Source organism: Janthinobacterium sp. GW821-FHT03C10 (genome assembly GCF_059420865.1).
On sequence record NZ_JBWKUN010000001.1, the window covers coordinates 972,728 to 992,432 of the forward strand.

17 protein-coding genes are annotated in these 19,705 nt (G+C 62.8%); 10 read left to right on the forward strand and 7 right to left on the reverse strand.

What is annotated here, in order from left to right; translation table 11 throughout:
* Positions 1–50: 50 nt before the first annotated feature.
* On the reverse strand, positions 51–215 hold the full coding sequence (locus AC07VH_RS04160) for a hypothetical protein (RefSeq protein ID WP_494786885.1): 165 nt from the start codon (positions 213–215) through the stop codon (positions 51–53).
* Positions 216–636: 421 nt separating this feature from the next.
* Here AC07VH_RS04160 and vioA point away from each other — a divergent pair, with 421 nt between their 5' ends.
* The 6 genes from vioA (at position 637) to AC07VH_RS04190 (ending at position 9,225) form a co-directional block, all read left to right on the forward strand.
* Positions 637–1,938 (forward strand): flavin-dependent violacein biosynthesis tryptophan-2 monooxygenase VioA, encoded by a 1,302-nt coding sequence (gene vioA, locus AC07VH_RS04165; RefSeq protein WP_494786886.1) that lies wholly within the window; start codon positions 637–639, stop codon positions 1,936–1,938.
* Positions 1,935–4,949, forward strand: coding sequence for an iminophenyl-pyruvate dimer synthase VioB (gene vioB, locus AC07VH_RS04170; protein ID WP_494786887.1), 3,015 nt, complete (start codon positions 1,935–1,937; stop codon positions 4,947–4,949). Before vioA ends, vioB begins: the two co-directional genes overlap by 4 nt.
* A gap of 1 nt (position 4,950) precedes the next feature.
* Entirely contained in the window at positions 4,951–6,240 is a 1,290-nt protein-coding gene (vioC, locus tag AC07VH_RS04175; protein ID WP_475417853.1) for an NADP-dependent violacein biosynthesis oxygenase VioC, read from the forward strand.
* Positions 6,240–7,358, forward strand: coding sequence for a flavin-dependent violacein biosynthesis monooxygenase VioD (gene vioD, locus AC07VH_RS04180; RefSeq protein ID WP_494786888.1), 1,119 nt, complete (start codon positions 6,240–6,242; stop codon positions 7,356–7,358). Before vioC ends, vioD begins: the two co-directional genes overlap by 1 nt.
* Before the next feature lie 9 nt (positions 7,359–7,367).
* Positions 7,368–7,949 carry a violacein biosynthesis enzyme VioE gene (gene vioE / locus AC07VH_RS04185; protein ID WP_475417855.1) on the forward strand — a complete coding sequence of 194 codons (582 nt, stop codon included), beginning with the start codon at positions 7,368–7,370 and terminating at the stop codon, positions 7,947–7,949.
* 91 nt (positions 7,950–8,040) lie between these two features.
* Entirely contained in the window at positions 8,041–9,225 is a 1,185-nt protein-coding gene (locus tag AC07VH_RS04190; protein WP_494786889.1) for an MFS transporter, read from the forward strand.
* 71 nt (positions 9,226–9,296) lie between these two features.
* Here AC07VH_RS04190 and AC07VH_RS04195 read toward each other — a convergent pair whose 3' ends face one another.
* The 3 genes from AC07VH_RS04195 to AC07VH_RS04205 form a co-directional block, all read right to left on the reverse strand.
* On the reverse strand, positions 9,297–10,712 hold the full coding sequence (locus AC07VH_RS04195; protein ID WP_494786890.1) for a bifunctional enoyl-CoA hydratase/phosphate acetyltransferase: 1,416 nt from the start codon (positions 10,710–10,712) through the stop codon (positions 9,297–9,299).
* 75 nt (positions 10,713–10,787) lie between these two features.
* Entirely contained in the window at positions 10,788–11,570 is a 783-nt protein-coding gene (fabI, locus tag AC07VH_RS04200; RefSeq protein ID WP_475418001.1) for an enoyl-ACP reductase FabI, read from the reverse strand.
* A gap of 495 nt (positions 11,571–12,065) precedes the next feature.
* Positions 12,066–14,606: a cation-translocating P-type ATPase gene (locus tag AC07VH_RS04205; RefSeq protein WP_494786891.1), complete on the reverse strand. Its 2,541-nt coding sequence runs from the start codon at positions 14,604–14,606 to the stop codon at positions 12,066–12,068.
* Positions 14,607–14,656: 50 nt separating this feature from the next.
* On the opposite strand from AC07VH_RS04205, the gene AC07VH_RS04210 reads away from it, so the two are divergent.
* On the forward strand, positions 14,657–15,010 hold the full coding sequence (locus AC07VH_RS04210; protein WP_494786892.1) for a hypothetical protein: 354 nt from the start codon (positions 14,657–14,659) through the stop codon (positions 15,008–15,010).
* Between the two features lie 413 nt (positions 15,011–15,423).
* Here AC07VH_RS04210 and AC07VH_RS04215 read toward each other — a convergent pair whose 3' ends face one another.
* The 3 genes from AC07VH_RS04215 to AC07VH_RS04225 all read right to left on the reverse strand — a co-directional run bounded on the left by AC07VH_RS04215 (position 15,424) and on the right by AC07VH_RS04225 (position 17,423).
* Positions 15,424–15,708, reverse strand: a complete 285-nt coding sequence (locus AC07VH_RS04215) for a hypothetical protein (protein ID WP_489627056.1) — start codon at positions 15,706–15,708, stop codon at positions 15,424–15,426.
* 163 nt (positions 15,709–15,871) lie between these two features.
* The gene (locus AC07VH_RS04220) at positions 15,872–16,057 is read right to left on the reverse strand and encodes a hypothetical protein (protein ID WP_489627055.1); all 186 of its coding nucleotides are present in this window, start codon (positions 16,055–16,057) and stop codon (positions 15,872–15,874) included.
* 478 nt (positions 16,058–16,535) lie between these two features.
* Entirely contained in the window at positions 16,536–17,423 is an 888-nt protein-coding gene (locus AC07VH_RS04225) for an AraC family transcriptional regulator (RefSeq protein ID WP_494786893.1), read from the reverse strand.
* A 133-nt stretch (positions 17,424–17,556) separates the two neighbouring features.
* Here AC07VH_RS04225 and AC07VH_RS04230 point away from each other — a divergent pair, with 133 nt between their 5' ends.
* From AC07VH_RS04230 to AC07VH_RS04240, 3 genes are read left to right on the forward strand one after another with little or no spacing between them, the layout of a single operon-like run.
* Positions 17,557–18,300, forward strand: a complete 744-nt coding sequence (locus AC07VH_RS04230; protein ID WP_494786894.1) for an SDR family NAD(P)-dependent oxidoreductase — start codon at positions 17,557–17,559, stop codon at positions 18,298–18,300.
* 17 nt (positions 18,301–18,317) lie between these two features.
* Entirely contained in the window at positions 18,318–18,713 is a 396-nt protein-coding gene (locus AC07VH_RS04235; protein WP_489627052.1) for a VOC family protein, read from the forward strand.
* A gap of 1 nt (position 18,714) precedes the next feature.
* Positions 18,715–19,698: a saccharopine dehydrogenase family protein gene (locus AC07VH_RS04240; RefSeq protein WP_489627051.1), complete on the forward strand. Its 984-nt coding sequence runs from the start codon at positions 18,715–18,717 to the stop codon at positions 19,696–19,698.
* Positions 19,699–19,705: the final 7 nt, after the last annotated feature.

Consider the following 19,705-nt stretch of genomic DNA (forward strand, 5'->3'; position numbering starts at 1 on the left):
GCCGCCCTGCAGAAACGTTCAATATTGACAATATTCAAGTGGAAGCGACGTCACAGCCGCTCGTTCTTGACGATGCCGCGCACGTTCGTCAGGGCCAGGCAAAGGTTCAGCACGATCAAGGCCCAGGCCCCGTCATGCCAGCCCCGGCAGACCCGCAGCGCGTTGCTGAACAGGAAAACCCAGAAGCCCGCAAAGCGGCGCGCGCCTGGCGGCATGATATGCGGCAAATGCCATGGCAATGCTGCGCATTGAGAGCCTGGCGCGCGCAATTTGTCTTTTTGCAACATTAATTCCGCGTCATCACTGCCGCCCCGCTGGCGCAGCCCGTGCGCGGGCGTCGCCACGCCCCAAAACGGCGCCGCACAAACGACAACTACATTGATATTTATCAAACTGACAGCCCGATACCCGGGCTATTGTCGGTGCCATCTTTGATCTGAGACAGAAACTCTGCTGCCAAGAATCGACCATTCCAGACACAACGCCAGTTCTCGCCAGGCTCTTCATTCCCCAGCCGATAACGCTTGCCAAGTGCGGTAACACGCAGCGCCCCCTCCCTTGCCTACACGTGCTGGGGACACTTTTGCTAACGATTTTGCAGCTTTTCGATTAATGAACGTTAAAAAGGAATTTCGTATGAGCACGTATTCTGACATTTGCATCGTAGGCGCCGGCATAGGAGGCTTGACTTGCGCCAACCGCCTGATCGACGCCGCCGCCAAAAGGAAGCTGCGCATCCGGGTATTCGACCTGAACGCCACGGTGGGCGGCCGCATCCAGTCACGGAAAATAGACGGCGAGGAAATCGCCGAGCTCGGCGCCGCCCGCTACTCGCCGCAGCTGCATCCGCATTTCCAGCAACTCATGCAGGGCAGCGGATTGCCGCATGCGCTCTACCCGTTCACCGAAGTCATCTCCCACGATAGCGTGCTGGACGAGCTGAAGGCAACGCTCGATGGCCTGAGCCCGATGCTGAAAGAGCATCCGGACGACTCCTTCCTCGAGTTCGTCAGCCACTATCTGGGCACCGCCAAGGCCACCCACATCATCAAGGCGACCGGCTATGACGCCTTGCTGCTGCCGATGGTGTCGGCGGCCATGGCCTACGACATCATCAAGAAGCACCCGGAAACGCAGCACTTTACGGAAAACGCCGCCAACCAGTGGCGCTATGCCACCGACGGCTACCACGCGCTGCTGTGCCAGTTGCAGCACCAGGCCCAGGCCGCCGGGGTGGAATTCCGGCTCGAACACCGTTTGCTGTCCGTAGAAAAATCCGGCGCCGACCACGTGCTCGCCTTCAGCCACCAGGGCGACACGCAGATGCACCGCACGCGCCATCTGGTGATGGCCATCCCGCCGTCCGCCATGCCGCGCCTGAACCTGGATTTCCCGCACGCCTGGAGTCCGTTCCAGTACGACTCGCTGCCCCTGTTCAAGGGTTTCTTCACGTTCGACACGGCCTGGTGGGACGCGCTCGGGCTGACCGACAAGGTGCTGATGGCGGCAAATCCCCTGCGCAAGATCTACTTCAAGAGCGACAAGTATGTGCTGTTCTATACCGACAGCAAAAGCGCCACCTACTGGCGGGACAGCCTGGAGCTCGGTGAAGACGTGTACCTGGAGCGTGTCCGCAGCCATCTGGAAGAAGTTCTGCCGCTCGATGGCCAGCCGCTGCCGCAGATCAAGGCGCACTTCCACAAGTTCTGGCCGCATGGCGTCGAGTTTTGCGTGGAGCCGGAAGCCGAGCACCCGGCCGTCCTGCTGCACCGGGACGGCATCATTTCCTGCTCGGATGCCTATACCGCGCATTGCGGCTGGATGGAAGGCAGCCTGATCAGCGCCAAGCAAGCCAGCGGCCTGTTGCTGCAACGGCTGGAGCAACTGGAGGACGCCGCCAACGATACATTCATCACTTCCTCGACCGAGCGCGCATGAGCCTACTTGACTTCCCCCGCCTGCATTTTCGGGGTTTTGCCCGCGCCAATGTGCCGACGGGGAATCGCAATACGCACGGCAACATCGATATCGCCACGAATACGGTATCGATGGCGGGCGACGCTGTCGATCTGAGCCGGCCGCCGGCCGAATTCCATACGCACCTGAAACAGCTTGCCCCCCGCTTCAATGCTGCGGGCAAGCCCGATCCGGACGGCATCTTCAGCCAGGCGGCAGGCTACAATTTTTGCGGCAACAATCATTTTTCGTGGGAAAACGCGCGGATCACGGGCGTCCAGCTGCGCGATGGCGAGGTCGATACGCAAGATGCGCTGGTGGGCGCCAAGCTGGCCCTGTGGGGCCACTACAACGAGTACCTGCGCACCACGTTCAACCGCGCCAGGTGGGTCGACAACAACCCGGCCCAGCCGGACACGACGCTGATCTACGCCGGCCAGTTCACCTTGAGCGACAAGCTGGCCACGCCCAACACGCCCACCTTGTTCACTGCCGACATCGCGCAGGCGCACTCGGTGCGCTGGCTCGGCAGCGGCCATATCACGGAACGCAGCGGGCATTTCCTGGACGCGGAATTCGGCCGCTCCAGGCTGTTCCAGTTTTCCGTGTCCAAGCAAGACCCGCATTTCCTGTTCAACGCGGACCTCGCGCTGCCTGCCAGCATGCATGCCTTGCAGCAAGCATTGGCCGACGACGAGGTGCTGGGCCTGACGGTCCAGTATTGCCTGTTCAATATGTCGACGCCGCAAAAACCCGACTCGCCCGTGTTCTACGATCTGGCCGGCAGCATCGGCCTGTGGCGGCGCGACGAGCTGGCCACCTATCCGGCCGGCCGCCTGCTGCAGCCGCGCCAAGGCAGCCTGGGGCCGGTGCTGGTGAAAGTGCAGGCGGACCGCGTCGCGTTCAACATGCCGAGCGCCATTCCGTTCACCACGCGCGGCACGGATGCTGTTTCCGAACAGCATCCGACGCATGCCCTGGGCGGCAAGCAGGCGCTGGGCGACCTGCTGCTGCATGACGGCGCCGGCACCTTGCTGGCCCGGATTCCCGAGCAGCTGTACCGCGACCACTGGCGCCATCACGGCGTCTTCGACGTGCCGCTGCAACAGCCCCCCGCCTCCGGTTCGCTCAGCCTGGGCAGCGCGCAGGCGCAGTGGGAAGAAGCCGACTGGGTACTGCAATCGGACAGCAACCAGCTGTACCTGGAAGCGCCGAACGGGAAAAAGCATGAAACATTTCCGCATGGCATCACCGTGCAAAGCCGCTTCCGCGGCGAGCTGGCGGCGCCTGCGTCCCTGCCGGCGCGGGCCGAGGACGGCGCGCTGCTGGATGTGGAACGGCAGCCCTCGCCGCTTGGGACCGGCTACACGGCGCTGACCCTGACGGGCCGCCAGCCGGGCGCGACCAGGATCGTGCTGGGCACCGGCAAGGAGGCACAGTACCTCGGCGTGCGTGTGCTGCCCGACGACTGGGACCTCGACGAGGTACCCGCCGAACAGGTCGACTACGCCTTCCTCTACCGGCATGTGATGAGCTACTACGAGCTCGTGTATCCCTTCATGTCGGACAAGGTCTTCAGCCTGGCGGACCAGTGCAAGTGCGAAACGTATTCGCGCCTGATGTGGCAGATGTGCGATCCGCGGAACCGCGACAAGAGCTACTACATGCCCAGCACCCGCGAACTGTCGCTGCCAAAGTCGCGCCTGTTCCTGAAATACCTGACGCAGGTCGAGGCAAAGGCCAGGGCCGCGGTGCCGGAACCGGCGGCGCCGCCTGTCATCGGCTGCAAGGCGGAGCTGATCGAGGAACTGAAGAAGGCCATCGACCTGGAATTGTCGCTCATGCTGCAATACCTGTACGCCGCGTATTCGATTCCCAATTATGCGCAGGGGGCGGCGCTGGTGCGGGCCGGCCGCTGGCTGCCGGCCGAGCTGGAACTGGCCTGCGGCGGCGAGGACCGGCGCCGCAACAGCGGTACGCGCGGCATGTTGCTGGAGATCGCCCATGAAGAAATGATTCACTACTTATTAGTCAACAATGTGCTGATGGCGCTGGGCGAACCGTTTTATGGCGGCACCCCGGTGCTGGGCCAGCAGGCGCGCCAGCGCTTCGGTCTGGACACGGAATTCGCATTCGAGCCTTTTTCCGAACACGTGCTGGCCCGCTTCGTGCGTTTCGAATGGCCCGACTATATTCCCACGCCGGGCAAATCGATTGCCACCTTCTATATCGCGATCCGCCAGGCCCTGGCCGACCTGCCCGGCCTGTTCGAGAGCAGCGGCGGCAAGCGCGGCGGCGAACACCACCTGTTCCTCAAAGAACTGACCAACCGCGCCTATCCCGGCTACCAGCTGGAAGTGTCCGACCGCGACAGCGCGCTGTTCGCCATCGACTTCGTCACCGAGCAGGGGGAAGGCGTGGCCGTCGATTCGCCGCATTTCGCTTCCTCGCACTTCCAGCGCCTGCGTGCCGTCGCCGGCAGGTTTTCAGCCTGCGACAAGCCGTTCGAGCCGGCCCTGCCGGCGCTGAAGAATCCCGTGCTCGAAGCGCGCGCGGACTGCAGCGTGGTGACCGACCAGCAGGCGCGCGGACTGATGCGCCTGTATCAGGGCTGCTACGAACTGACCTTCCTGCTGATGGCGCACCATTTCGCGCAGCAGCCGCTGGGCAGCCTGCGCCGTTCGCGCCTGATGAACGCCTCGATCGACATCATGACCGGCCTGTTGCGCCCCCTGTCGGCCGCCCTGATGAACATGCCGTCCGGCGTGCCCGGCCGCCATGCGGGACCGCCCGTGCCCGAGCCCGTCGGCAGCCGGGTCAGCAGCGACTACAGCCAGGGCTGCGACATGCTGGCGCAGAAATGCCTGGCGCTGGCGCAGTACGCGCGCGGCCTTGAGAGCGATGTCATCGGCATGGCGCCGATCGAAATGTTGGAGTTTTTTAATCAGCAACTTACCGATTTATCTCGGGGAAAGATGTCAAGAGAGGCCTGAAATGCATAAAATCATTATCGTCGGCGGAGGCTTGGCAGGTAGCCTCAGCGCCATTTATCTGGCGCAACGGGGACACGATGTCCACGTCATCGAAAAACGCGGCGATCCGCTGCTGGAGAATGCAGCAAACGCCGACCCGGTCAACTCGCGCGCCATCGGCGTGAGCATGACGGTGCGCGGCATCAAGGCCGTCCTCGGTGCCGGCATCAGCAAACAGGAGCTCGACCAGTGCGGCGAACCCATCGTCGGCATGGCATTCAGCGTGGGCGGCCGGCACCGGATACGCGAACTGACCCCGCTCGAAGGGCTGTTTCCCCTGTCGCTGGACCGCACGGCCTTCCAGCGCCTGCTGAACCGGCATGCCGTCAAGCACGAGGTGAAGTATTACTTTGAGCATAAATGCCTGGATGTCGACCTGGAAAGAAAGATCGTGCAGATCCAGGGCCCGGACGGCGCCGTGCAGCAGTTGTATGGCGACCTGATCATTGGCGCCGACGGCGCCCACTCGGCCGTGCGGCGCGCCATGCAAAGCGGCGTGCGCCGCTTCGAGTTCAGGCAGAGTTACTTCCGCCATGGCTACAAGACGCTGGTGTTGCCGAACGCGGCGGACCTGGGTTTCAGGAAGGATCTGCTGTACTTCTTCGGCATGGATTCCAAGGGACTGTTTGCCGGCCGCGCGGCCACCATTCCGGACGGCAGCATCAGCTTCGCCCTGTGCCTGCCCTACACCGGCACGCCCAGCCTGGGCACGCTGAACCGCGAAGCCATGGCCGATTTCTTCAGCCGCTACTTCGGCACCCTGCCGCCGGACCGCCGCCAGGAGATGCTGGACCAGTTCATGGCGCTGCCCAGCAACGACCTCATCAATGTCCGCTCCAGCACCTTCCATTACAAGGCGAATATCCTGCTGATCGGCGATGCGGCGCATGCCACCGCCCCCTTCCTCGGACAAGGCATGAACATGGCGCTGGAAGACGTCCACGTCTTCGTTTCCCTGCTGGAAAAGCACGGCAATGCCCTGGGCCCCGCCCTGTCCGAATTCACGCAGCAGCGCAAGGTGCAGGCGGACGCCATGCAGGACATGGCGATCGCCAACTATGAAGCGCTGAGCAATCCGAATCTGATTTTCTTCCTGCAGACGCGCTACACGCGCTACATGCACAAGAAATTCCCCCGTGTTTATCCGCCCGACATGGCGGAGAAACTGTACTTCACATCGGTTCCCTACGATGAACTGCAGCAAATCCAGAAGAAACAAAACGTTTGGTACAAACTTGGAAGGGTAAACTAATGAACATTCTCGTCATCGGCGCAGGACCCGCAGGACTGATCTTTGCCAGTCAGATGAAACAGGCTCAACCCGGCTGGAAGATCAGCGTTACGGAAAAAAATACCCCGGAAGAAGTGCTGGGCTGGGGCGTGGTGCTGCCGGGACGGCCGCCGCGCCACCCCGCCAACCCGCTCTCCTATCTGGATCAGCCGGAACGGCTCAATCCGCAGTTCCTGGAAGAATTCAAGCTCGTGCATCACGACCAGCCCAACCTGATGAGCACCGGCGTCACCCTGTGCGGCGTCGGACGCCAGGCCCTGGTGCAGGCCCTGCGCGCCAAGTGCGTGGCGGCCGGCATCGCCATCCGCTATGAAACGCCGCCGGCGGACAAGGCGCAGCTGGAAGCCGAGTACGACCTGGTAGTGGTGTCGAATGGCGTCAATTACAAGGCGCTGGACTTGCCGCCCGCGCTCGCGCCGCACATCGACTTCGGGCGCAACAAATACATCTGGTACGGCACCACCCAGCTGTTCGACCAGATGAACCTGGTGTTCCGCAGCAATGACCAAGGGATTTTCATCGGCCATGCCTATAAATACTCCGACACGATGAGCACCTTCATCGTCGAATGCAGCGAGGAGACGTACGCCAAGGCGGGGCTGGAGGCGCTTTCCGAGCGCGACGCCGCCGCGTATATCGCCAGGACGTTCAAAGCCGAACTCGGTGAGCACGGCCTCCTCAGCCAACCGGGCCAGGGCTGGCGCAACTTCATGACCCTCAGCCACGACAGGGCCTGCGACGGCAAGTTCGTCCTGCTCGGCGATGCGCTGCAATCGGGGCATTTTTCCATCGGCCATGGCACCACCATGGCGGTGGTGGCAGCTCTGCTGCTGGTCAAGATCCTCAATACCGAAGCCGGCGCGGCCGCCGCCCTGGACAGCTTCAATGCCCGCGCCGTGCCCCTGATGCAATTGTTCAAGGATCACGCCAACAGCAGCCGCCTGTGGTTTGAAAGCGTGGGCGAGCGTATCGAACTGAGCAATGAAGAGCTGACCGCCAGCTTCGACGCGCGCCGCAAGGACTTGCCGTCGCTGCAGGAAGCGCTGATGGCCAGCCTTGGCTACGCGCTGGGCCGCTAGGGAGCCGCCATGCCAGCACACGTCGCCCCGCCGCTGCTGCCGATGCAATGGAGCAGCGCCTATATTTCCTACTGGACACCAATGCAGGAGGACGACCAGGTCACGTCCGGCTATTGCTGGTTCGACTATGCGCGCAACATCTGCCGCATCGATGGCCTGTTCAATCCCTGGCCGGAAAAGGAACATGGACACCTGCTGTGGATGTCGGAAATCGGCGATGCCAGGCGCGAACAAAGCCGCAAGCAGAAAGTGGCCTACGCGAGGCAGGCGCAGGCCACTGGCGAACAGCTGCAGGGCACGGCGCTGGCCGACGAGGTGACGCCGTTCCACGCCCTGTTCCTGCCGCAAGCGGTGCTGCTGGACGGCGGCGCGCGTCACGACGGCCGCCACTCCGTGCTGGGCCAGGAGGCGGACGCCTGGGTAGTCGAGCGGGCGGGCAAGCCGCCCTCGGTCTTTTACCTGGAGGCCGGCGGCAACCGCCTGTTGCGCATGGTCACCGGCAACGACGCGCAGCACCTTTCTGTACGCGACTTTCCCAACCTGTTTGTCGGCGACATTCCGGACAGCGTCTTTATGTCTTGCAACACCTGACCAGGATGTGGCGCGCGCCAGGGCCGCATGCGGCTCTGGCGCGCGCCACGCTTGGCCCGTGTTTTCGTTATTAATCTCGAAGGATATTGCTATGCCGCTGGTTGTTTACATTCTGGGGTTGACGATCTTTTCGTTAACCACATCCGAATTCATGGTGGCGGGCATGATGCCGTCGCTGGCCCAGGCCATGGACGAGCCGGTCACGCGGATCGGCTACCTGATCTCGCTCTACGCCATGGGCATGGTCATCGGCGGGCCGCTGAGCACCATCGCCCTGCTCAAGCTGCGCGTACCGAACAAGCAGGGACTGCTGTGGCTGCTGGGCTTTTATATCGTTGCCCAATCCGTCGCCGCGTCGGCCACCAGCTATGACATCCTGGCCATCGCGCGGGTGGTCACGGGCGTGGCGGCCGCCACCTGCTTTGGCCTGTCCCTGGCGATCTGCGCAGAAATCGTCGCTCCCGACGCGCGCGGACGGGCCGCCGCCGTCGTGATCGGCGGCCTCATGCTCGCTTCGGTGATCGGCGTGCCGGTCGCCACGCTCATCGACCAGCACCTGGGATGGCGCGCCAGCTTCTGGCTGGTGGTGCTGCTGGCGCTCTTGTGCCTGCTGCTGATCACCATGCTGGTGCCGCGCGCCAAGCCGTCCGAAGTCGTCAGCCTCGGCGAGGAACTGGGGGAATTCCGCAACCGCCACCTGTGGGCAGCGTATGCCAGCAGCGGCCTCATCATCGGTGCGATTTTCGCGGCGTTCAGCTATTTCGCGGCCATCCTGACCGAGGTGACGGGCTTTCCAACGTCCTCGATACCCTGGCTGCTGGGCGTCTACGGCGTCGCCAACGTGGTGGGCAATGGCGTGGTCGGCCGTTATGCGGACCGCTACACCACCCCCATCATGGCCTGGGGCATGGTCATCCTGAGCATCAGCCTGGCGCTGTTCGCCGTCTTTGCGCACGACAAAACCATCAGCGTCGCCTTGCTGGTCGTCACAGGCCTGGTGGGCATGTCGATGAATCCCGCCATCATCGCCCGCGTGATGAAAACCGCCCACCCCGGGCCGCTGGTCAACACCGTCCATACCTCCGTCATCAACATCGGCCTGGGTGCCGGCTCGTGGCTCGGCGGCCTCGGCATTGCTGCCGGCTACGGCCTGCGCTCCCCGCTGTGGGTCGGCGTCGCGCTGGCAGTGCTTGGATTCATCAGCTTGCTGCCATACATCGGGCACAGGTCGCGCGACCCGCTGCTGTCTTCAGCCTGCAAGGAAGCCGACACATGACATGACCGGGGACCGTGCGGCGCTGGAAGAGAAGGAAGGCGAATATTTTCGCCTTGAGGAAATCCAGGCGTCTAGGCCCGCACCTGCCGGCCGTGGTGTGCCATCAGCAGCGCCAGCGCGCACGAGGCCATACGGCTGGCAGCATCATCTGCCCGACTGCCCATGGCAATGGGCACCGTGGCGCCCAGGACCACGCCGCAGCTTGCGGCGCTGGCCAGGTACTCAAGTTGTCTGGCAAGCATGTTGCCTGCTTCAAGGTCCGGCACGATCAGGATATCCGCATGGCCAGCCACCGGCGAGACGATGCCCTGGATGCGCGCGGCAAGTGGAGAAATGGCAATATCGAAAGCAAGGGGGCCGTCCAGCACCGCGCCAGTGATCTGCCCGCGGGCAGCCATCTTGCACAACGCGGCCGCATCGACCGTGGCAGGCATCCTGGCGCTGACCGTTTCAACGGCCGCCAGGATAGCCACCTTCGGCTGCCCGATACCGAGGGCATGCGCCACGCCGATCGCGTTCTGCACGATATCGGCCTTGTCTGGCAACGATGGCGCGATATTCAGCGCAGCATCGGAAATCAGCAGCACTTTTTCATACAGCGGCACTTCCATCCGGTAGACGTGCGACAGGCGCCGCCCGGTGCGCAGCGCCGGCTGCGCCAGTATGGCCGCCATCATTTCATCCGCGTGCAGGCTGCCCATCATCAACATATCGACGCTGCCGGCACTCGCCATGGCGGCGCCGATGGCGGCGGCGTCGTGGCTGTGCGCGGCCTCGCGCAGCTCGGCTTGCCCAAGGTCAAGATCGAGGCTGGCAGCGAGGGCCCGCAACTTCGCCGTCGGCGCAATCAGCACCGGCAGCATCAATCCATGCGCGGCGGCATGCAGCGCGCCACGCAACGATTCCGCATCACACGGATGCACCACGGCGCAGCGCAGCGGCGCCAGCGGCGCCACGTGCGCCAGCAGGCTGGCGAAGCGGGCGCCGGGATCGACCAGCAGCAGCACCGGCCGCGGCGCACGCGGCCGGCGCACCTTCTCGCTGGGCGCGATCACGGTCGCCACGCCCGACAACACCAGAACCCCGTTCTGGTTCTTGATTTCGCAGTCCAGCGTCACGCGTTTTGTCGCCGCCTCCTTGCTTGACACCGTCGCCGTGATGCGCAAGGTGTCGCCGATGCGCACGGGTTTCAGAAAGTACAGTGTCTGCCCGATATAAATTGTGCCAGCGCCTGGCAGACACGTGCCTAGCAGCGTCGAAATGAGCGCCGCGCTCCACATGCCATGGGCGATCACGCCGTGGAACAACGTGTGTTCGGCGTAAGCCGGGTCGAGATGCGCCGGATTGACGTCGCCCGAGACGGCGGCGAAAGCGGCAATGTCGCCGGCACTCAGCGTACGGCTCTGGCGCGCGCTCTGCCCGATTTCCAACTCGTCGTAGGTGTAGTTTTCTATCTCGGGCAAGCTGTTGTCGATCGGCTTATCCATGACATTCCCCTGCGTGAGAGCCGGCGCCTGGCATTGGCCCGGGGCGCCGGCCCAGGTGCGCGGACCGATGGTGGTTCAGTTGACGACGTGGTAACCGCCATCGACATATAGAGTCTGCCCCGTCATGCCGCTGGCCGCATCGCTCGCAAGAAACGCGGCCAGTTGGCCGATTTCCTCCGGCGTGACCAGGCGCCGCAACGGGGCGCTCGCGCATGCGCGTGCCATCAGTGCATCGAACTCGGGCAGCCCGGAGGCCGCACGGGTTGGAACCGGCCCCGGCGAGACGGCATGCACGCGCACGCCCTGCGGACCAAGTTCGGCGGCAAGGTAGCGGACCAGGGATTCCAGCGCCGCCTTGACCGGCCCCATGATGCCGTAGTGTGCCACGGCTTCATCAGCCCCCAGGTAGCTCATCGTTATCAGGCTGCCATGCGGTCCCATATGCGGTACACAGAGCCGGGCGAGGCGCGCAAATGAATGGCAGGAAATATCCATCGCACGCAGAAAGCCGGCGCTGGTACTGTCCAGCACACGCCCTTGCAAATCAGTCAGAGGCGCCCAGGCAATGGAGTGAACGGCGAAATCGAGGCCGCCATGCGCGGCCGCCGCTGCCTGCACCAGGTGTTCAAGCGCACCGGGCTGTTCCACATCGCACATCAGCATAGGCACGCACAGCGCCTCGGCCACCGGTGCCGCGTAGGGCAAGGCCCTGTCGTCGAGGCAGCTGAGCACCAGACGCGCGCCCGACACCGCCATGACACGCGCACAGCCGGCGGCGATACTGCGCTCATTGGCGACCCCGACGATCAGGCCGCGCTTGCCGGCAAGAGAAAAAGGCAGGGAAATAGGTGTGGGCATGGGCATGGGAATAGGCTCGTCATGCAGGACGCCGGGTGATGCTGCCGGAACATGCCGCCGGTCACATGCCCGATGGCGTCGTGCCGCAACGGATGCGATCAAGTCTATACACTTCTGCACCGAGTGAGCTTGATACGCATCAAGTGCAGCTGGCACATGGACGGCAAGCGGGATCGGCATGCTGGGCAATCTGGTGGCGGCACCCGCAATCAGCGGACCAGCCCCCGCTGCCGCGCGGCGGCTGCCAGACCGCGCCGGGCCTGCTGCATCTGGACGAGGTGTTCCGGCTCGCCACGCTGGCGTTCCAGGTGCTGCTGTGCCGGCCCATACCTTCCTGTTCGCCGACGACATGCTGCTGGGCGATGCGGCCGGCAACCGGATTCCCGTCGCGCTGGAGCCGATTCCCGTGCCGATACCGCAAGTGGACGAGCCCGCAACGATAGCGCGCATCGCGCCTGGACTTGGCGGCGCTGGCCTGGCAGCGGCGCCGCGTCATCATGCGGCCGCACCGGAGGAAGGCGGCATATGGCGTTTGAGCAGCTGGCACCATGCCAGCGCCAGCAGGGGCACCAGGCAACAGAGCGCCAGCGCCGCCATGCCCGGCACGGCAAAGGCGAACAGCTGCCGCAGTGGCGGCACGCCCAGCACCAGCAGCAACAGCAGCACGCAGGCGCCGCTGATCCAGGCAAAATAAGGATTCGCGGCTGCGCCTGGCGCCCGGCACAGGGGCGCGGCGCCACGGTTGACGTGGATCAGCGCCAGATTCGACAGCGCCAGGGCAAGGAAGACGGCGGCGCGCCCCGCATCGTCGGACTGGCCCGATACCCGCATGTATGCGCCCAGGCACAGCAGCATGGCCAGCAGGCCGGCGCCCTGCAGCACACCGCGCAGCAGGATGTCGCGGCAAAACAGCGGCTGGCCCGGTTGCCGTGGCGGCCGGCGCATGGCGTCGTCGTCGATGGGTTCGGCCTCGAAGACGACGGAACAGGCAGGGTCGATGATCAATTGCAGAAATAGTATATGCACGGGCAACAGCAGCAACGGCCAGCCCAGCAGCACGGGCAGTATCGACAGCCCCGCGATGGGTACGTGGATGGCGACGATAAAGACGATGGCCTTGCGCAAATTTGCAAACAGGCGCCGGCCATGGCGCACGGCCGTCAGCAACGATGAAAAATCGTCCTGCAGCAAGACCAGCGCGGCGGCCTCGCGCGCCACGTCGGTGCCGCGCGCGCCCATCGCCACCCCGATATGCGCGGCCTTGAGCGCGGGCGCATCGTTGACCCCGTCGCCCGTCATGGCGACGATGTCGCCGCGCGCGCGCAAGGCTTGCACCAGGCGCAGCTTCTGCTGCGGCGCGATGCGGCAGCATACCCGCACCTGCGCCAGGCGCAACGCCAGCGCGGTGTCATCCAGGGCGTCGAGTTCAACACCCGTCAGCGCTTCCCCGTCCGTGGCAATGCCGGCCTGGCGCGCCACCGACAAGGCGGTGGCGGGATGGTCGCCCGTGATCATCACCACGCGCATGCCGGCGTCGCGGCATTGCGCCACCGCCGCCGGCACTTCGGGACGCACGGGATCTTCCAGCGCCAGCAGGCCAAGGAAAGCGAAATCAAAGTCGTGCTGGTCCGATGGCAGCGGCGGCGCGGCGAAGGCGGCACCCGCCACGCCGATCACGCGCAAGCCTTGACCGGCCATGACGGCTACCTGCGCCGCGATGACCGCACACTGCGCAGTGTCCAGGTGGCACAGGTCCATGATGGCTTCCGGGGCGCCCTTCGCGGCAATCACGTAATCTGGCCGCCCCGGCGAGCGCCACACGCGCGACATGGCCAGCATGCGCCGCGACAGGGGATAGTCGTCGACCAGGGTCCAGTCGCCATGCAGGTGTTCGGTGCCGGCCAGCAAGCGCGCGCCAGCCGCGCCGATGGCCGCTTCCATGGGATCGAAAGCTTGCCGGTGGCTGGCCAGCAGCGCATATTCGAGCAGCCGGTGCAACTCTTCGGGCAAGGCTGGTTCAGGCGCCGGGCCGCACGCATGGCGCGCCTGCGCCGACCACAGCTGGCACAGCTGCATGCGGTTGCAGGTCAGGGTTCCTGTCTTGTCGACGCACAACACCGTCGTGGCGCCCAGCAGTTCGATGGCCGGGATGCTGCGCGCCAGCACGTGCGCGCGCGCCAGCCGCCAGGCCCCCAGCCCTAGGAACAGGGTCAGGATCACCGGCAGTTCCTCCGGCAGCAGCGCCATGGCCAGGGTCAATCCGGCCAGCAGGCCGCGCAGGGCGTCGCCGCGCAGCCACCAGTAGGCCACGCCCAGCGCCGCCGCCAGGCCCAGCGCGCCGATGGCCACCGAACGCACGACGCGACGCGTTTCCTGCTGCACTGGCGTCAGTTCTCCCCCCAGCGTGGCCAGCGAGGCGCCGATGCGCCCCAGCGCGCTGTGCGTGCCGGTGGCGCTCACGGTGCCGCTGGCCGTGCCCTGCGTGATCAGCGTGCCCGCGTACACGCAGCCGTCGGGCCCCGGACCGGGGTGGTTGCGTGGCGCCGGCTGCTTCATGACCGGCGCCGCTTCGCCCGTCAGCATCGATTCGTCGACCATCAGGTTGGAAGCTGTGAGCAAGGTCACGTCGGCCGGCACCCTGTCGCCTTCGGCCAGCAGGACCAGATCGCCGCGCACCAGTTCGCGGCCGGCGATGCGCGCCTGGCGGCCGTCGCGGATGACCAGCGCGCGCGGACTGGACAAGTCCCGCAAGGCCGCCAGCGAGCGCTCCGTGCGCGCGCGCTGGACATAGCTGATGCCGATGACGAGCAGCACGAAGGCCAGCAGCATGAGCGCCTCCTGGCGGTCGCCCAGCAGCAGATACACCATGCCGCACGCGACCAGCAAGAGCAGCATCGGCTCGCCGACGATCTCGGCCAGCAAACGCCAGCGGCCCAGCGGCCGCACAGCGGGCAATTCGTTCGGGCCATCGGCGGCGAGGCGCGACGCCGCCTCGGCGCTGGTCCAACCGGTCGCTTCCTCTTGACGCAGTGGCATGGCACATCTCCGGCAGCCAACAGACTATGGCCGCAGGGTACAAGGCTACCATGGAACGCGCCCGGCGAACGGCACGCTGGCGCGGTACCGACGGCACGCACGGCCGCCCTTCCTTGACGCGCACCCCGGCGATGACGCCCGCCTGGCCCGGCATGATGCGGATCACGCCGCTGGTCGGCAACAGCACGCCTTGCGATTGCGCCTTGCGCGTGGTGCTGAAGAAGATGAAGAGGGCGACGATGGCCAGCGCGATACCCAGGAACAGCCAGGTCAGGAACCGGCGGCTGACGGGCCGCACCAGCAATACCGTACCGTACTGCTTGTTACCTAGATGCTCAATGGATTGCTGGCGGAACAGCGCGTGCATGGGCGGGCTGCGGCTTGATGCAGTAGCGTTGGATTGATCACGCAAAATAGTTTTTTCGGATAGTAAGCCCAGACACGGATTGACCTCGCTAGGGAAGCACTGATTAATCCAACTTCTCGGAATTTACCTCTTTAAAAATCAAATACTTACGCGTGGTTTCAGGAAGGAATCCGAATTAATCTGCGCTTACTTAACACTGGAAACTTCGCCTGATAAATGCCGTTCATTTTTAGGTGAACGGCATTCGTGTACGGGCTGTACTTTCACTAAACCTATTTCAAATTGGCATTTTTTCGTCGTGTTGAATTAAAAGAAGTTGCGAATGCAATAATATTAAAAAATATTAAAGTTGACAAAAAATTTAAGCCATTAAAGTTTGGCGGAGAGGTCATTGCCCATGCAACCATGCCGCCAGCAGTACCAAAGGAAAGTGACTTTAAGTAATTCATATTATTTTTGCATAACGGGTGGGCGAGGAGTTGCTATCGCACCGGCAATTGCACCGCCAATTGCACCAAATACTATGCCAAATGCTCCGCCGCGCGAACCTGCGATCCCGCCACCGATCATTCCGCCCATGATCGCGTCATGTCGCGGATCCGTTACAACTTTCGAACGGTCTGGAGCCCTGCCGCCCATGCCGCCGGATACAGCGTCAATTTCAAAATCACCAAGTTGAATCATAATTTCCTCAATAAGAAATTTAATAAAATCTACTGAATAGAAATATTTCATCCACGATCTAATCGTATGGCGGGACTCTCATCCGGCAAATAGGATTACTCCTAAACTAGGTGACTGTTCAGCAGTAGTGAGGATACTGGATAGGAGTGTTGGTGAGCGTCTGACTACTACACAAATCCCCTGTCAACGGTGATCCTCCTGTAATTCATCAGGTCTACGCTTTGGAAGCCGTTTCCACCGTCTTCCCTGCTTCTTCGCTGTTCTCCCGAATGATCTCGCGCACTTCCTTGATGTGCTCCCACGCCAGATTCGCCGCCCGCTTGGCGCCGTGCTTGCTCTTGTAAAGATGCTCCAGCGTCTTGAGCGTGCCGGTGGCCCCGGCTTGCTCCTGTCCCGCCATTTTCTTCTTCGCCGCCCCGTCCCCCCGACTAGATCGGGTCTGGCCTGTCTATTTCCCCTGCCCTGCAGAGACTTCAACCGCGCGCTAGCAAAAGCTGGCCTTCCCTAGCCATAACTGCCGGCGCAGGATGGTTTATCCGAACGAGGCAGCAGCAGAGCGCTTGCTTTTGCGCGCTATAGCAGCACGGTTGGCTACGATAAACTAGCCCGTCATCTGCTTCGTGCGCGCGGCCAGAGGGGGACTTTGGGCATTCGCGGTGGAGTTGCGCTCATGGCCGGCGCGACATGGCACCAGACGGTGTCACGCCAAAACAGAAGCTTGCCATGGCCGCTTAAGCAAAAGCGTAAGCCCAGCAGCGTATTGATCCGACCTTCAAATGGCTGGTGACCGACTAACCGCTTGGTGAGAGCAATTTTAAATCACCAGCTGATAGACCAAGACCAAACCTGCCAGACATCCAGGGTTGTCGGCGCGATGACTATTCCCCCCGCAGTTCTCGGGTGGCTTTCACAAGATCTCTAGAAGGTGGCAGGCCGAACAAGCGAGCATATTCCCGGCTGAACTGATTAGGGCTCTCGTAGCCAACACTGAACGCAATCGAAGTTGCGCTGCCTTGGCCGGAGATGAGTTGTGAGCGCGCATGTAACAAACGTAGACGTTTTTGATATTGTAATGGGCTCAATGCCGTCACCGCTTTAAAATGGCGATGGAATGCAGAAACGCTGAACGCCGCCATCTCAGCGAGTGCCTCCACCTTTATCTGTTCGGTAAAGTTACGACGTATCCAGTTGATTGCCACACTAATACGTGAAAGTGCCGTGTCAGGCGATGCAATGTCTCGTAGCATCCAACCAAGAGGCCCCTGAAGCACACGAAACAATATCTCACGCTCATAAGCAGGAGCGAGCACTGCTATCTCGTCCGGCCGTTCCATTAGTCGCAGCATACGGATCCACGCGTCGAGCAGCTCACCATTGACCGGCGCAACCGAGAATCCTGAACCAAACAGCGTACTACATACCCGCACCGGCAAGTCACGGATAAGCGCAGCGACGATAGCGGGATCAAGCGTCAAGCTAACAGCCAGATACGGTTCGCCTGTCGCGGCAGGATGTACAGCACCCAATGCAGGGAGATCCACTGACATCACAAAGTAGGTGGCCGGATCATAATGAAAAGTGCGGTCGCCAATCGTCATCGTTTTCGATCCCGTCAGTATCAAGTTGACCATTGGATCGTAGACGGCAGCAAGCAGATGCTCCGGAATCTCGCCCTGCACCATGGCGACACGTGGGATGCCGGTTTCGGTGCGGCGATTCTCGGCCCCTGCGGCCAGCGCTCTCAATTCTTGCATTTGCTGTTCCATGTTGAAACCCTAACAGGGGCCATCCCCGGATGCAATGGGAAAGCAGAAATAGGCAAGTATTGAGGAGGATCGGGTGAGTCCGTTGCTGGCGGCAGTCTTACCATGGATCTCACTAATCTACTGGAGGAATCGAATGAAGATTGTCATCGTGACAGGCAGCAGCCGTGGTATCGGCGCCAGCACTGCACTGGAATGCGCCAAGCGCGGCATGGGCGTGGTCGTCACTTACAACAGCAATCCGGAAAAAGCGGAAGCGGTCGTGCAAGCCATCACCGGGATGGGCGGAAAGGCGGTTGCGCTGAAGCTGGACGTTGGCAACAGCCAATCGTTCGCCGATTTCCGCCAGGCGTTGTCTGGCCAGCTGGCCGCCGTCTGGGGCCGAAACAGCTTCGACTTCCTTGTCAACAACGCCGGCCACGGGCTGTATGCGCCGATCACTGAGGTCTCCGAGGCGCAGTTCGACGGTCTGTTCAACATCCACCTCAAGGGGCCGTTTTTCCTGACTCAGGCGCTGCTGCCGCTCATCGAGGACGGCGGCCACCTGGTCAACATCACCAGCGCAACGAGCCGGGTAGCTACGGCTGGCGTGGCGCCGTATGCCGCTTTCAAGGGTGGTCTGGAGGTACTTACGCGCTACATGGCCAAGGAATTTGGCGCGCGCCGCATTCGGGCCAACTCGATCGCGCCGGGTGCGATCCGTACTGAGCTGGGCGGTGGACTGACACCGGAATTCGAGGCTATGCTGGCGGACCAAACGGCGCTCGGCCGGGTCGGTGAGCCGGAAGAAGTCGGCGGTGTTATCGCCAGCTTGCTGTCCCATGAGAACCTCTGGATCAATGCTCAGAACATCGAAGTCGCGGGTGGCTACATCATCTGAATCAAGGAGAACGCATCATGCTCGATCACGTTTTTATCTGCGTCAGCGATATCGCTTGCTCGATTGCCTTTTACGAAAAAGCACTGGCGCCGCTGGGCATTGCCCATGCACTTGACTACAACGGCCGCCAAGGCCCGGCAGGTCACCCGGACCTGAAGGGTTTCGGCGCCAACGGCCGCGTGTTCTTCTGGCTGCGCGAAGGTACGGTGGACGGCCGCGCCGCCCATGTGGGCTTCGTCGCCGATAGCCAGCGCATGGTCGACGCGGCCTTTTCCGCGGCGATGGCCGCCGGCGCCACCGAAATCCATCCGCCCGGACCGCAGTTGCACTATGACCCACGCTATTACGCCGCGCAGGTGCGCGACCCGGATGGCTATAGCCTGGAATTCGTCTACAAGGAATGGCAGCACTGATATGAAGAAATTAATGATTTATGGCGCGACCGGCTACACCGGCCGCATGGCGGCGCAGTACGCCGTAGCGGCAGAAACGCCGCTTATCCTTGCTGGACGTAATGAGGCGACGCTCGTTTCAATGTCCGCGATGCTCGGCCTGGAGTACCGCGTTTTCGCACTCGAAGACACCGCACTGGTTGAATCATCACTCGGCGATGTCGGTGTCCTCCTCAATTGCGCAGGTCCGTTCGCAAGGACTGCCAATGTTCTGATGCAAGCCTGTATTCGCCAAGGTGTGCACTATCTTGACGTCGCCGCAGAACTCGACAGCTATCGTCTGGCCGAAGTGCTCGACGGCGAGGCTAAAGCCGCAGGTGTGATGCTACTGCCGGGCAGTGGCGGCAGCGTGGCAATGCTGGGCTGCCTTGCCGGACACGCCGTCGCAAAGGCAAATAATCCATCGAGCATTCAAGTGGCCATGCATGTATCAGGTGGTTTGTCGCGAGGATCGGCCGTCAGCGCCATGGGCAGCGTCACCTCAGAGACGCTTGCGCGCCACGGCGGAGGACTGGTTGTGCGGCCGCACGGAGCGGTCCGAAAACTCGACTTTGGCAAGGGGGCAGTGGATTGCTTTCAGGTCACCCTTCCCGATCTGATTACGATCTGGAAGTCAACTGGCATTCCTGACATTGAAACGTTCGTCCTCGTTACCGGTGACGGATTCCCTCAAGGTGATCTCTCGGCACTGCCGGATGGGCCGAGTGAGCAGGAACGGTTGGCCCATCGTTATCAGGCCGTCGCCGAGGTCACCAGTTCAGATGGCAGTGTTGTCCGCTCGGTGCTCGACACAGTCAACGGCTACACGTTCACCGCTACTGCCGCCGCCGAGACAGGACGGCGCGTTCTCGGCGGCGAGTACCGTTCTGGTTTTCAGACCCCTGCAATGCTTTTCGGCAATGGTTTTGCCGAGACCATCGCCGACACCACGATCGTCGATGCTTGAGGAGCAT